This window comes from Mycobacterium sp. P2_H7, assembly GCF_056403275.1.
This window is the reverse complement of record NZ_JBFUFU010000013.1, coordinates 17,302-31,710: the sequence shown is the minus strand read 5'-3', so window position 1 is coordinate 31,710 and position 14,409 is coordinate 17,302. Positions and strand designations below refer to the sequence as shown.

Genomic DNA, 14,409 nt, shown 5'->3' with positions numbered 1-14,409 from the left:
GTTGAGGCGCGACCCCCCGCAGGCTCGACGGTCTGGGTGTCCCGCTAGAGCAGCCCGAGCAGCTGCAGGTCGGTGATGTACTTGACGATCACCGGCGCACTGACATGCGGGATGTCCTTGTCCGGACCGATTTTCGCTTCCTGCACCGCGGCGCGGAACACGTCGGTCGGCGCGATCGACCCGTTCACCGGGGTCTCTGGATGCTGGTAGTTGTGCAGCAGCGGTAGCAGCGACGCCTGGCGCTGCCGGTCCGGCAACCCCCGCAATGTGGATTCGAAGCGACTGAGCCAGCCGGTGTAGTCGCCGACCCGCTCGACCTTGTAGCCCGCCTCGATCAACCAGTCGACGAAGGTGTCCATGCTGATGCCGTCGTCGTACGGGTTCATCACGTGATAGGTCTCGAACCCGTTCTGCACGTGTGCGCCCAGGGTCGAGATCGCTTCGGCGATGAACTCCACCGGAAGCCCGTCGTAATGCGATGCCTGCCGCTTGCCGGCGGCGTCCAGGGTGTAGAACGACTCCGGTGCGATCCCGGTCGCGACGAGGCTGAACATCATCCGGGTGAACATGTCGGGCAGGTTCAGCTGACCGGCGTAGGTGGTGTCGGCCAGGATCATGTCGCAGCGGAACACCGACACCGGCAGCCCGGCCAGGTCATGGGCCTCCCGCAGGAGCACCTCGCCGGCCCACTTGCTGGTCCCGTACCCGTTGGCGTAGTTGTCGTTGATCGCGCGCACCGAACTCATCACCCGGACATCGGCATCCTCGACGAACGTGCCCGGCTGGATCTGGTCGCCCACACCAATGGTCGAGACGTAGATGAACGGCTTGATCTTGGTGGTGAGCGCGATCCGGATCAGCTCGGCGGTGCCCAGGGCGTTGGGGCCGAACAGTTCGCTGTAGGGCAGCACATGGTTGACCAGTGCCGCCGGATCGACGATGAGGTCGACGGTGTCGGCGAGGCGCTGCCAGGTGGCCTTGTCCAAGCCGAGATCGGCTTCACCCTTGTCGCCGGCGATGACCTCCAGGTGATCGGCGGCCAATTCGCGGTAGTGCGCCAACAACTTCGCGTCGCCGGTCTCGAAGATCTTGTCGAGACGACTCCGCGCTTCGTCGTCGGAACGCGCACGCACCAGGCAGATCAGCTTGCCGTCGACCAGGTCCATCCGCTCCAGCCACTCCAGGGCCAGATAGCGACCAAGAAAGCCGGTGGCGCCGGTCAGCAGCACCGTGCGGACCTCGCTGCTGGCGGCCGGAAGGTCCGGCGCTGCAGCAAGAGTCGCGGCGTCGAGGAACTTCTCCAGGGTCAGCTCGCTCGCGGTGACCTCGCCGGCGTGGCGGCCGTGCACCGAGGCGAACGTCGGCCTGCCCGTTCCGCCCGCCCGCTGCGTCTCGATGTGGTCGGCGATGGTCGACAGATCCGAGGCCGGGCTGACGATCACCGAGACGGGCACCTCGACACCGAAGATCTCCTGCAACAGATTGCCGAATGTCAACGCCGACAGCGAATCCCCGCCCAGGTCGGTGAAATGCGCGTCCTCGGTCACGTCCGAGGCCGCGACACCGAGCAGTGCCGCCGCCGCCCGCACCACGGTGCCGGCAACCGGACCGTCGGCACCCGCAGCGCGGAGCTCCTGCAGTTCGCGGGCCTGACCGTCGGCGAGGACGGTGTACAGCTCTTCCAACGAGGGTCCGTACTGGGCCTTGAGCTTGGGCCACGCCAGCTTCCGGATGCCGGTCAGCAATCCGTTCTCCACGGTGAACGGGGTGGTCTCGATGATGAAATCCCGTGGCACCTCGTAGGACTGCAATTCCAGCGCCTTGGCGACGTCCTGGAACGACGCCGCGATGTTGCGCTTGAGTTCCTCGGGCTCGAACCGTGCCAGTGCATCCTCGGTGGGCACGACGACGGCCAGCAGGTACGGCTGGGCGCTGTTGCCGTAGACGTAGAGCTGGCGGACCAGCGGGCTGTTGTTGCTGAACGCGGCTTCCAGTTTGGCCAAGGTGACGAACTCACCCTGGGCCAACTTGAGCACGTTGTTGCGCCGGTCGACGTAGCGGATCTGGTCGGGTCCCGTCTCGGCGACGATGTCGCCGGTGCGGTAGAAACCGTCCTCGTCGAACACGCCGGCGGTCACCTCGGGGCGCTTGTAGTAACCAGGGAACAGGTTGACGGTCTTGACCAGAAGCTCGCCGCGGGGGTGCGGCTGGTCGGTGCGGTAGTAGCCGAGGTCGGGGACGTCCACCAGCTTGTAGTCGAGCGTCGGGGGGCGCTGCACCTGACCGTCGAAGAACACCATGCCGGCCTCGGTGGAGCCGTAGCCCTCACGCAGATGGATACCGAGGAAGGTCTCCACCCACGCCTTGAGCGCATCGGTGATCGGGGCCGAGCCCGTCATGGCGTCCACGTAGCGACCGCCGAGCAGGTTGTCTCGCATGTCGGCCAGTACCGCGTCATCGTCGGCGCCGTGCGCGGTGCGGCTCTGGAACTCTTGGTAGAGCATCTCCCAGACGCGCGGGACGAAGTTCAGCTCGGTCGGGCGGGCCAGCGCCAGATCCTCCAGGAGCGTGGACAGATCGGCGCGCGCGGCGAAGTAGCACGTGCCGCCCGCGGCCAGGCTGCTGTACAGGATGCCGCGGCCCATCACGTGGCTCATCGGCATGAAGTTGAGGTTGATCGACGCGACGCTCGGTCCGAACCAGGACTCGCTGGAGCGCTGCCAGAAGGAGGAGACCTGACTCTCCAGGTACATCGCGCCCTTGGGGGCACCGGTGCTTCCGGAGGTGTAGATCAACAGTGCCAACGGATTCGCATCCTCCGAGCTCGGCGCCGGTGCCTGGGGCAGGTCGGCACCACGGGTCAGCAGTTCGGTGAACGTCTCCACCACGACCGTGGCCGGGCGCAACGCCTCGGCAGCGGCGGCCAGCGCCTCGCGGTCGTCATCGACCTCGGGGTGGAAGTCGAACACGATGACGCGGTCCGGTGCGTGGCCGGTGAGTGCAAGCTCGACGGCCTCGTCGAGGTAGGAGACGCTGGCGGCGATGACACGCGGCTCGGTTTCGGCCAGGATGGGCGCCAGTGCCGATGCGGACGAACTCGACTGCAGCGGAACGGAAACGGCCCCGATCTGGCCGAGCGCGGTGTCGATCACGGTGTAGTCGGCACTGGTGAAGCCGAGGATGGCCACCCGGTCGCCTTCTTCGACGCCGGAGGCGTGTAGGGCGCTGGCGGCAGCGCGGACCCGGCTCCACAGCTCGGCATAGCTGACCGTGTCGAAGTGCGGCAACAACGCGGCGCTGGTGCGGCCGGTGGCCGGATCGGTGACGAACTCCACGGCGCGCTGGCCGAGGGCGGGCCGGTCGGCGTAGCCCGTCAGGACGGTCTGCACGATCTGCGGGAGTCTGATGCCGTCGGCCTCTGCGGCCTTTCCGACCGCGGTATCGGGCCGGGCGGCGGCGAACTGGGAATCATTGGCGATCAAGTCGGCGATGCGGCGTTCGAGCCGTTCGTCTTGGGTATCGGTCGACATCACGGAACCTCTAAAACGTTTGGTATTTCAAGACAAATGTGGAAGTGAGCGCATCGTTGGGCTCCATAAAGAATGACGAGCGAACGCGACCGTGAATTCCCGTTCGCGGCTGTCAATGCACTGGGAGAACCCTGGCCGCCGTCGGCACTGGCGGCGACCAGGAGTTCTGTTCTCAGAGCAGGCCGAGCAACTGCAGATCGGTGATGTACTTCACGATCACCGGGGCGCTGACATGCGGAATGTCTTTGTCCGGGCCAATTTTCGCGTCCTGCACGGCGGTGCGAAACACCTCGGTGGGGGCCATGGCGCCGTTCACCGGGACGCCGGGCTGCTGGTAGTTGTGCAGCAGCGGCAGCAGCGACGCCTGCCGTTGCTTGTCCGGCAACCCCCGCAGCGTGGTCTCGAAGCGATCGAGCCAATCGCTGTAGTCATCGACACGTTCGATCTTGTAACCGGCCTCGATCAACCAGTCGACGAAGGTGTCCATGCTGATGCCGTCGTCGTACGGGTTCATCACGTGGTAGGTCTCGAACCCGTCCTCGACATGCGCACCGAGGGTGGAGATCGCTTCGGCGATGAACTCGACCGGCAGCCCGTCGTAGTGCGCTCGCTGCCGATTTCCTTGTGCGTCAAGCTGATTGAACGACTTGGGCGCCACACCCGTGGCCATCAGGCTGAACATCATCCGGGTGAACATGTCGGGCAGGTTCAGCTGTCCGGCGTAGGTGGTGTCGGCCAGGATCATGTCGCAGCGGAACACCGACACCGGCAGCCCGGCCAGGTCATGGGCCTCCCGCAGGAGCACCTCGCCGGCCCACTTGCTGGTCCCGTAGCCGTTGGCATAACCGTCGTCGACAACCCTTGTGGCACTGATGGTCCGGACGTCGGCGTCCTCGACGAACTTTCCGGGCTCGATGCCGCCGGCCACCCCGATCGTGGAGACATAGGCGAACTGCTTGATCTTGGTGGTCAGCGCGATCCGGATCAGCTCGGCGGTACCCAGGGCGTTGGGGCCGAACAGTTCGCTGTAGGGCAACACGTGGTTGACCAGTGCCGCCGGATCGACGATGAAGTCGACGGTGTCGGCGAGGCGCTGCCAGGTGGCCTTGTCCAACCCGAGGTCGGCTTCACCCTTGTCGCCGGCGATGACCTCCAGGTGATCGGCGGCCAATTCACGGTAGTGCGCCAACAACTTCGGGTCACCGGAGTCGAACGTCTTGTCCAGCCGGGCCCGCGCTTCCGCATCGGAACGCGCACGCACCAGGCAGATCAGCTTGCCGTCGACCAGGTCCATCCGCTCCAGCCACTCCAGGGCCAGATAGCGACCAAGAAATCCGGTGGCACCGGTCAACAGGACCGTACGAACTTCGGCGGCGGGGCGCGGAAGGCTCGGCGCGGCAGCCAGTGTCGCGGCGTCGAGGAACTTGTCCAGGGTCAGATCGGCGGCGTGCACTTCCGTGGCGCCGGCACCGTGCACGGACGCGAAGGTCGGCCGGCCGGTTCCCCCGGCCCGTTCGGTTTCGATGTGCGCCGCGATGGTCGCCAGATCCGAGGTCGGGCTCACGATCACCGACACCGGCACCTCGACACCGAAGATCTCCTGCAACAGGTTCCCGAATGTCAACGCCGACAGCGAATCCCCACCCAGGTCGGTGAAATGCGCATCCGCGGCGACGTCGCTGCTCGCGGCGCCCAGCAGCGCGATGGCCGCACGGCTGACCGTCTCCAGCACCGGTGCGTCTCCGCCGTGCTGGCGCAGGGCCTGCAGCTCGTTGGCCTGGCCGTCGGCCAGCGCGCGATAGAGGTCTTCGAGTTCGGCGCCGTAACGTTCCTTGAGCTTGGGCCAGGCCAGCTTGCGGATGCCGGTCAGCAGACCGTTCTCGACGGTGAAAGGTGCCGTCTCGATGAGGAAGTCCCGCGGAACCTCGTAGCTCTGCAGATCGGCGGCGCGGGCGGTGTCCGTCAGCGATGCGGCGATGGCCGCCTTTGTTGCCGTCGGATCGCTGGGCACCACAACAGCCAGCAGGTAGGGCCGGGAGCTGTTGCCGTAGATGTAGATCTGTTGCACCAGCGGGCTGCTGTTGAACGCGGCCTCCAGCTTGGAGACGGTGACGAACTCACCCTGCGCCAGTTTGAGCACGTTGTTGCGCCGGTCGACGTAGCGGACCTCGTCGGGTCCGAGCTCGGCGACGATGTCGCCGGTGCGGTAGAAACCGTTCTCGTCGAACATCTGCGCGGTGATCTCGGGCCGCTTGTAGTAACCGGGGAACAGCTGAGTGGACTTGACCAGGAGTTCACCGCGCGGGTGCGGCACGTCGGACAGCCGGTAGCCGAGCTCGGGAACGTCGACGAGCTTGTATTCGAGCACCGGCGGGCGGGTGATCCGGCCGTCGACGAACACCGAGCCGGCCTCCGTCGAGCCGTAGCCCTCCAGCAGATGCTGATCGAGCAGCCGCTCGACCCAGCCCTTTAGTTCGGGTGAGATGGGCGCGGAACCGGTCAGCGCGCTGACGTAGCGCCCGCCGAGCACGTTCTCGCGCATGTCGGCGAGCACCACGTCCTCGTCGGCTCCGTGACTGGTGCGGCTCTGGAATTCCTGGAACAGCATGTCCCAGATGCGCGGCACGAAGTTCAGCTGCGTGGGCCGGGTCAGCGCGAGGTCTTCGAGGAAGGTGGACAGGTCGGCTTTGGCGGCGAAGTTGACGGTGCCGCCGGCGGCGAGGGCACCGTAGAGGATGCCGCGGCCCATGACGTGACTCATCGGCATGAAGCTCAGCACGATCGAGGGCACGGTGCCCTGGCTGTCGTCCCAGTGCGCATTGGCGGCCGGTCGCCAGATGTTGGCGACCTTGCTCTCCAGGTACATCGCGCCCTTCGGGGCACCGGTGCTGCCGGAGGTGTAGATGAGCAGGGCCAGCGGATCGTCTTCGGGGGCTGTCACCCCTGCGGTGTCGGGCAGACCCGCGCCGCGCTCGAGCACGTCGCCGAGTACCTCGACGGCGACCGTGTCACCCAAGCGCACGCGCGCCGCGTCGACAGCCTCACGCTGGTCGTCCACTTCCGGGGAAAAGTCGAAGACCACCAGATGCTTGGTGTTCGCGCCCTCGACCAAGGCGATGGCGTCGTCGAGGTAGTCGATGCTCGTCGCGATCAACACCGGTTCGGTCTCGGCGACGATCGGCTCCAGTTGCGCCACCGGCGCGCTGGTCTGCAGCGGCACCGAGACGGCGCCCAGTTGGGTCAGCGCGGTGTCCAAGGTCGTGTAGTCGACGCTGGTGAAGCCGAGGATGGCGACACGATCGCCGACGGCGACCGGCTGGTCGCGCCAGGCGTTGGCAATGGCGTGGACGCGGTCCCAGAGCTGCCGGTGGCTGATGGTGTCGAAACGAGGCAGCAGTGCGGCGGAGGTGCGTCCGGTCGCCGGGTCGGTGACGAACTCGACCGCGCGCTGTCCCAGCGCGGGCCGGTCCCCGTAGCCCTGCAGCACCGTCTTGACGACGTCGGGCAGTCGCAGCCCCGGGGCGTCGACGGCGGCGATCACCTCGGCGCTGGGTGCCGCGGCGGCGAACTGCGCATCGGTGTCGTACAGGTGGTTGAGGCGGCGCTCGAAGCGCTCGGCGCTCACGTCGTTGGTCATGTGGAACCCCCGATAACTCTTCAGATCAGTGGAAATTTTGGTGTTATCCGACGGCCTCTGCGGCCGCGTACTCGAAACAACGTTAGCAAAACTAAAGATATGCCCGAATGCGGCGGCTACCAGGGTGATGTGAGCAAGACCACCGAACGACGGTGCCACTACCTGGCTTTCAGCCACTTCACAGGTGGCGGATGCTCGCCCGCCAGCTAACTGGACGTGGGGGCTTTGGTTGCTTCCAGGCGCGTTTCGTACGCCCCTTCGTCGCGACCGAGCGCAATGGTAGCGACCGTCATGACCACCACCGCGGCGGTCAGGGCAATGGCTTCCCAGCCGTTGGCGTCGAGTTGCTCGCCGAGGATGAACGCGCCGAGCAGCACGGCGGCCAGCGGTTCGATGACGACCATGGTGGGCACCGAGGTCTGCAGCGAACCGGCGTGGAACGCCGACTGCTGCAGCAGCGTGGCCACCACCCCGAGCACCACCAGTACATAGGGCACCGGGGTGGCCAGCACCTGCGCCACGGTGTCGCGGGCGAGCAGGTGCATCAGGACCTTGGTCATCACGGCCACCATGCCGAACAGCACGCCGACTCCGACGGCCAGCAGCACGGCCCGCTGCCAGCCCGGCCTGCGCAGCGCGATGGCCACGCACGCGATGACGACCAGGAAGCTGATCACCACGACGACGGTGATCTGGCGGGCCGGCGCGATGTGCTCATTGACCCGGGGATGCGCCAGCAGGATGAACACCGCGAGCGACAGGGTCAGCAGGATGGCCCACAGCCATTCGGAGCGGGTGACCTTGCGGTGCGCCAGCCGAGCGCTCAGCGGCAGTGCGAACAGCAGCGCCGAGACGAGCAGCGGCGCCACCACCAACAACGAACCGTGCGCCAGGGCGAGCGCCTGGAAGACGAACCCGGCCACCGCCGCCGCTGTCCCTGCCCACCACAGCGGGCGGCGCAACAGGGTGGCGACCATGACGGTGCTCACCCCGTGCTCCGGGGGGACGTCGAGGGTGGCGCGCTGGCGCACCACGATGCCGACTGCGGCAAAGATCGCGGCGCACAAGGCGAACAACACCACCAGGGCGGGGCCTAGCACGCCACAACCCTAGGGGGTCTGCGGTCCCCGCGCCTAAGAGCACGGTCAGGGGGCCGGTCAGGCCCCGAGTTCTGACAGCGCATCGGCCGTCTCAAGGTCGTCATAGGCCGCCGAATAGCGCTGGGCGAGGGCCAGCGCGATATCGGGCCGCTGCCACAGTTCACCGGCGCTCGCGGTGGCCAGCCATGTCGTCAGCCCATGTGCGACCGATGCCCGGTAGCGCAGCCAGATCTCGTCGGCCGACGGTAGCTCATCGGCCGGCAGTTCGACTGCGTCGCGATATTCGGCCAGCAGTTCACGTTCGTGAGCCCTGCGGTCCTCGGTGACCAGCGCGCCCTGCAGGAAGTAACCGAGGTCCCCGGAGAAGTTCCCGCGCCGGGCCACCTGCCAGTCCAGGAAGCCGACCTCACCCGTCGGAAGGAGATAGGTGTTGCCGACATGCGCGTCACCGTGCAGCAGCGTCGGCGCCGTGGTCGTCAGCGTCCGGATGAAGGGCTTCCAGATGCCTTCCACCAGTTCATCGATGCTCAGCGCGTGCACCGATGCCGGCGCGTCGGTGCCGAGCCGTTCCAGCGCCGCCGGCAACGGCGCGTACTGCATGCCGTCCCACGGCACGAACGGCTCCAGCCAGTCCAGCCCGGGACGCTGCAGCCGCTCACCCCAGAACGCGGAGTGCATCCGCGCCAGCCCGCGCACCCCACTGGCCGCCTGCTCGACGGTCAGCGGCCGGGTGGCGTCGCGCGGATCGGCGCCGCGCGCCGTGAGGTCCTCCATGACGAGCATGAAGTCCTCGGCAGCCTCGTCCATCGGAGCGGCGTACACCTGCGGATGCTCGAGCGGCAGAGCCACGTCGGAGCTGAACAACCTGGGCTCGTGCAGCAGCCCGCTGGTGTACTTGATCATCTCGCGGTGCTCGGGGTCGACCGCCTTGACGAACACCGTGCCGGGGCCCGCCGGACCGGGCTCGTAGGTCAGCGCCAACCGGGCGCGCCGGTTGGTGCCGTCATCACGCATCGCGACGGTCACCGCGCTGACCACCGCGCCCGGGAAGTCGCGGGCCAGTGCCGCGGTCATCCAGTCGGCACTGACCTCATCCCAGGAGCTCGGGACGGTCAGGCTCGCCGTCACGAAATGAACGCCGGCATCGAATCCCAGCCGCGCACCGTCGACGTCGGCGACAACGCGGCGTTCGGTAGGTCGACCTCCCACTCGGGGAAGCGTTTGAGCATCTCCTCCAGCGCGATCCGGCCCTCCAGGCGGGCCAGCGCCGAGCCGAGGCAGAAGTGCGTGCCGACGCTGAACGCCAGGTGCTGGCGCTGCTCGCGGTGGATGTCGAACACCTCACCGTCGGGCGGGAACTGACGGCTGTCGCGGACCGCGGAGCCGATGAGCATCATCATCGAGGAGCCCGCGGGCACGGTCTGGCCGTAGTACTCGATATCGCGAGTCACGTAACGCGCGACGTGCGGGGCCGGCGGTTCGAAACGCAGCAGTTCTTCGATCGCCTGCGGGATCAGGGCGGGGTTCTCGACGAGCTGACGACGCTGGTCCGGGTGTTCGGCGAGTACCTTGGCCGCCCAGCCGATGAGGCGGGTGGTGGTCTCGTTGCCCGCGCCGGCCACCACGTTGATGTAGATGAGCAGCTCTTCGCGGGTGAGGTGGCGGGTCACGCCCTGCTCGTCGGTGAACTCGACGTTGAGCAGGTCGGTCATGATGTCGTCGGACGGGTTGTCCTTGCGCCAGTCGATGTAGGTCTCAAAGATCGAGCCGTCGACCAGGCCCTTCTCGGCGGCCTCCATCGGCTTGCCCGCCTCGGTGCGCATCTGGGCATTGCCGTGGTCGCGGATCATCTCCTGGTCGTCCTCGGGGATGCCCAGCAGCGCACTGATCACCTGCATCGGCATGATGGCGCCGAAATCGGTGATGAAGTCGATCTTGCCGGTGCCGACCAGCGGGTCCAGCGCCTGGGCGCAGTACTCCCGGATCTTGGGTTCCAGCGCGGCGATCTTGCGCGGGGTGAACATCCGGGCCAGCAGCTTGCGGTGCGTGGTGTGGATCGGCGGGTCCTCGAAGATCAGTGCGCCCGAAGGAATTTCGATGTTGGCCTTGATGAGCTCGATGATGGCGCCGCGGGCGGAGCTGAACGTCTCGTGGTCGATGAGCGCCTTGTTCACGTCGGCGAACCGGCTCAACGCGTAGAAGTCGAACTGCTCGTTGTAGTAGAGCGGCGCCTCTTCCCGCAGCCGCGCGAACGTCGGGTACGGGTTGGCGTTGATCTCGACGTTGTAGGGATCGAAATACACGTCTGTGTTTGCGTCGACCGTCGTCACTGAATTTCTCACCTTCTCCGGAGGCTGCCGGATTACTTACTCGCGTAAGTTACGCGGACGGGCACCCCGAGAGCAAGCACCGATGTTTACAACTGCGGCACGGTTTGTTGCGGCAGGTCAGGTGGACGCGCGCTGGATCAGGTGCGCGACGTTCTCGCTGCTCGGTTCCTGGATGCTGGGGTAGCCGAGTTCGGACATCATCGCGGCCACCGACACCTCGACGATCGTCTTCGCGTCCAGTCCCACCGAGGTCAGGGGGGGTCCGCTGACCGCACCCAGCGGGATCGCGTCCACCCCCATGACCGCCAGGTCCTGCGGGCAGCGCAGGCCGGCCTCGCGGATTCCGTGCAGCACCACCAGCGCCGTCTCGTCGCTCTGCGCACACACGGCGGTCACCCCGGCGGCCACCCAGGTGCGCACCGCGTCGGCCGCGTCGCTGCCGTCGGCGGCGACGGCACCGGTGAGAATCTCGGGCAGGTCGCTCGCGGCCACCCGCAGCCCGGCCAGCCAGTAGTCGCCCAGCGGGCGCAGCGCTTCGGCCTCGGCGTAGGCGAATGCCAGCTGGCGGTGCCCCCGCTCCAGCAGATGCGCCACCCGCATCTCGCCGATGCTCAGGTGCAGGGCGCCCATCGCGTGCAGTTGCGCGCTTCCGAGGTGTATCTGCGGAATACCTGCTCCCGCAACGGCTTCCAATGCTGCGCCGCTGAGCGGGAACACGCTGGTGACGGCGATCGGGTTCAGGTCGGCGACGGCGTCGACGACGTTGCGGCCGTCGTCGGTCTCGAACTGCAGCGACAGCACGATGCCGTGCCTGCCCAACTCGGTGGTCAGCCTGCTGCCGACTTCGAGCAACAACTCGCCGAGGGAGAACGGCGGCACCACGTAGAGCACCACTCCACTGCCCCCGCGAGCGAGGTTTCGGGCCGCGAGGTTGGGCCGGTAGCCGAGTTGGCGGGCGGCGTCGTGCACCGCGGCGCGGGTCTGCGCCGAGATGGTCTGGCCCTTCACGTCATTGAGGACGTAGCTGACGGTCGCCGGGGACACCTTGGCCAGGCGCGCAACATCCGCCTTCGTCGGCCGGGCCGACTTCGGCTGAGCTGTCATCGGCCCATCATGGCAGGTCACCCGCCGCGGGGTTCGCTCACCTGCGCAGCGTCAGGACGGTGCCCAGCGACAGCACCGCGGCGACGATCAGATAGCCGGCCGGCGCGATGACACTGCCGACGTTGGCGGTCAGCCAGGTCACGGCGTAGGGGGTGGTGCCACCGAACAGCGCGACACACACGTTGTAACCGACCGAGAACCCGCTGTAACGGACCCGGGTGGCGAACAGTTCCACTCCGGCGGTGACGGCCGTCGACACGTACACCGACTCGATGGCCGCCAGCGCACAGTGCGCCCCGATCGCCGCCACCAGCGACCCCGAGTTCAGCAACAGGAACAACGGATAGGCCAGCACGATGAAAGCCCCGGACCCCGCGATCAACAGCGGCCGTCGCCCCACCCGGTCCGACAACGCGGCCAGCGGCAGGATCAGGATCAGCGCCACCAGGCTGGCCATCGTGATCGACACGAACGACGCCGTCTTGCTGTAGTGCAACGTCTTGATCAGATAGCTCGGCAGGAAGGTGAACACCACGTAGTAGCCGACGTTGAAGATCAGGAACAAGCCGATGACTTGCAGGATCGGCCGCCACGACGTGGTCAGCGCTTCGCGCAGCGGCCGCCCGGCGACCTCGTCGCGGGTGCTGAGTTCGGTGAATTCCGGGGTGTCGTCGAGGCGCAGCCGGATGTAGAGACCGACCAGCCCCAGCGGTGCCGCCAGCAGGAACGGGATACGCCAGCCGTAGCTGTCCATCGCGGCGGCGGGCAGCGTCGCCTGCAGCACGGTGACGGTCACCGAGCCCAGCAGGAAGCCCAGCACCCCGGACCATGCCATGAACGTGACGGTGAAACCCCGGCGCGCCGGGTCGGCGTACTCGGCGAGATAGACGGCGCCGCCGCCGTATTCGCCGCCGGCCGAGAAGCCCTGCAGGCAGCGCAGGCCGAGCAGCAGCAGCGGGGCGGCCACGCCGATCGAGGTGTAGGTCGGCAGCAGACCGATGAGCAGCGTCGCACCCGACATCAGCAGGATGACGACGGCAAGTACTTTCTGCCTGCCGATGCGGTCTCCGAGCGGGCCGAAGACCAAGCCGCCCAGCGGGCGCATGAAGAAGGCCGCGGCGAAGATCGCGAACGTGTTGAGCAGTGCGGCGGTGTCGTCACCGGCCGGGAAGAAGTGCGCTGCGATGAAGGTGGCGAGGAATCCGTAGATCGCGAAATCGAACCATTCGACGGCATTGCCGATCGACGCGCCGACGATGGCTTTGCGCACTGCGGGGGACATGCCGACACAGGGTAATCAGACACCGTTGGCGGTGCGCGCTTTACCGATTAGGCGACACGCTTAACGGCGGTCGCTCAATCAGGCTGTCGCGCTGGTCAGTTCACGCGGCGTCCGACTTCGGCTCGTCCTTCTTGGGTTCGTCCTTCTTGGGTTCTGGTTTCGAACCCGGTTGCGACGCATCCACATCCGTGGTCTTGGGGTCGGATTTCCGGCCGGTCAAGGAGCGCAGCTTCGAGGAGATGGCCGCGCCGGACTGACGGAGCTTCGTCGACAACGAAGTTCGCGGCGGCTTCGGCGGGTCGTTGTCTGTCGTGTCGCTCTGCTTCACATCCGGGGTCACGGGCGGGGTCGCCGACTTCTTGGAGGTCGGGATCTTCGCCGTGACGGCCGCCACCGGAGTCGGCTGCACCTCTTCGGCCGTCACCGCAGCGCCCGCTGCGACATCGGGAACCGCGGCCCGCGCACCGATCGGCCCCACGATCTGAGCCGGCGTGTTCTTGCTGTAATCACTTCTGTCGTAACCGAGTTCGACCAGGGTACGCAGCGGCCGGTCCAACTTGTCGAGCACCGATTTCGGCAGCAGTCCGCTCAGCGGCATGAGCAGTGGCAGGCGCTTGGTCGGGATCAGGTAGTAGGTGGTGTCGCCGTGCTGCTGGTAGTACCGCGGGTCGGTCTTGTCGATGTCAATGACGGCGTCGTCGTCGAGATCCTGGGTGTCGCCGTGTAGATAGATGATCCCCAGCACGGCGTTCGCGGTGGCCAGCAGGTTCAGTGGATATTTGGGGAAGTCCGCCCACCCGTCGTACTGCCGGGCGATATCGACGGTGGTCCCGCCACTTTGATCCGGACCCACCGGAGTGGCCCCGCTGAATCTGATGTTGAGCAGCGGCACGTACAGCCCGTGGAAACGCTCGAAGATGCCGCCGTTGGGCCGCCCCGGATTCTCCACCAGGACGTAGTCGACGCCGTTACCCAGATGGTCGCGCTTGTAGGCGGTGGCCACCACCGCACCCTGCGAGTAACCGAACACGGTGTCACCTGCCACCGGTTGCTCACCGAGCGCGGCGATACCCCGGCCCACGGAGACACCCCAGTTCGGATCCCGGAATCCACCGGTGGAGAACGGTCCAATGGTGGCTGGGTAGTTCACGAACTGGAAGCCGGCCGGGTCCGGCGCCGCCTCCCCCGCGCCCGTCATCATCTCGGTGGTGAAGATCAGCGGCGCCGGGTGACCTGTGGTGTCCCCGATCTTGGTGCCCTGCAAGAAGTACACGGATGAGTTTGCCAGTAGCGCCGGGGCTGCCGAGACGGCCGGCGTCATCCCGACCAGGACCGCACCGGCCAGAGCCACCCCCGCGGTGCCGACAACTCCGCTGAACAGACCTGCCGACCGGGCGCGATGCCGCCCCTGTGGGTTCGCCACGTA

The 14,409-nt window shown here is 67.0% G+C and carries 8 protein-coding genes; all 8 read right to left on the bottom strand.

Annotation, left to right across the window (positions count from 1 at the left end; genetic code table 11):
* Positions 1–44 precede the first annotated feature (44 nt).
* The 8 genes from car (AC1DY7_RS20680) to AC1DY7_RS20645 all read right to left on the bottom strand — a co-directional run bounded on the left by car (AC1DY7_RS20680) (position 45) and on the right by AC1DY7_RS20645 (position 14,406).
* Positions 45–3,530: a carboxylic acid reductase gene (gene car, locus AC1DY7_RS20680; RefSeq protein WP_477495589.1), complete on the bottom strand. Its 3,486-nt coding sequence runs from the start codon at positions 3,528–3,530 to the stop codon at positions 45–47.
* Between the two features lie 172 nt (positions 3,531–3,702).
* A complete protein-coding gene (gene car, locus AC1DY7_RS20675) occupies positions 3,703–7,167 on the bottom strand; it encodes a carboxylic acid reductase (protein ID WP_477495588.1) in 3,465 nt (1,154 codons plus the stop codon).
* Positions 7,168–7,373: 206 nt separating this feature from the next.
* Positions 7,374–8,267: a DMT family transporter gene (locus AC1DY7_RS20670; RefSeq protein ID WP_477495587.1), complete on the bottom strand. Its 894-nt coding sequence runs from the start codon at positions 8,265–8,267 to the stop codon at positions 7,374–7,376.
* Positions 8,268–8,324: 57 nt separating this feature from the next.
* Positions 8,325–9,341 carry a phosphotransferase gene (locus AC1DY7_RS20665; RefSeq protein ID WP_477495724.1) on the bottom strand — a complete coding sequence of 339 codons (1,017 nt, stop codon included), beginning with the start codon at positions 9,339–9,341 and terminating at the stop codon, positions 8,325–8,327.
* 50 nt (positions 9,342–9,391) lie between these two features.
* Positions 9,392–10,597 (bottom strand): cytochrome P450, encoded by a 1,206-nt coding sequence (locus tag AC1DY7_RS20660; RefSeq protein ID WP_477495586.1) that lies wholly within the window; start codon positions 10,595–10,597, stop codon positions 9,392–9,394.
* A 117-nt stretch (positions 10,598–10,714) separates the two neighbouring features.
* On the bottom strand, positions 10,715–11,701 hold the full coding sequence (locus AC1DY7_RS20655; protein WP_477495585.1) for a LacI family DNA-binding transcriptional regulator: 987 nt from the start codon (positions 11,699–11,701) through the stop codon (positions 10,715–10,717).
* 37 nt (positions 11,702–11,738) lie between these two features.
* Positions 11,739–12,983, bottom strand: coding sequence for an MFS transporter (locus AC1DY7_RS20650; RefSeq protein WP_477495584.1), 1,245 nt, complete (start codon positions 12,981–12,983; stop codon positions 11,739–11,741).
* Between the two features lie 100 nt (positions 12,984–13,083).
* Positions 13,084–14,406 carry a PE-PPE domain-containing protein gene (locus tag AC1DY7_RS20645; RefSeq protein ID WP_477495583.1) on the bottom strand — a complete coding sequence of 441 codons (1,323 nt, stop codon included), beginning with the start codon at positions 14,404–14,406 and terminating at the stop codon, positions 13,084–13,086.
* Positions 14,407–14,409 lie beyond the last annotated feature (3 nt).

Bases quoted from the DNA above. Each gene is read 5' to 3' on its own strand.
- car (WP_477495589.1), bottom strand. From the start codon at position 3,530: ATGTCGACCGATACCCAAGACGAACGGCTCGAACGCCGCATCGCCGAC.
- car (WP_477495588.1), bottom strand. From the start codon at position 7,167: ATGACCAACGACGTGAGCGCCGAGCGCTTCGAGCGCCGCCTCAACCAC.
- AC1DY7_RS20665 (WP_477495724.1), bottom strand. From the start codon at position 9,341: ATGACCGCGGCACTGGCCCGCGACTTCCCGGGCGCGGTGGTCAGCGCG.
- AC1DY7_RS20655 (WP_477495585.1), bottom strand. From the start codon at position 11,701: ATGACAGCTCAGCCGAAGTCGGCCCGGCCGACGAAGGCGGATGTTGCG.
- AC1DY7_RS20650 (WP_477495584.1), bottom strand. From the start codon at position 12,983: ATGTCCCCCGCAGTGCGCAAAGCCATCGTCGGCGCGTCGATCGGCAAT.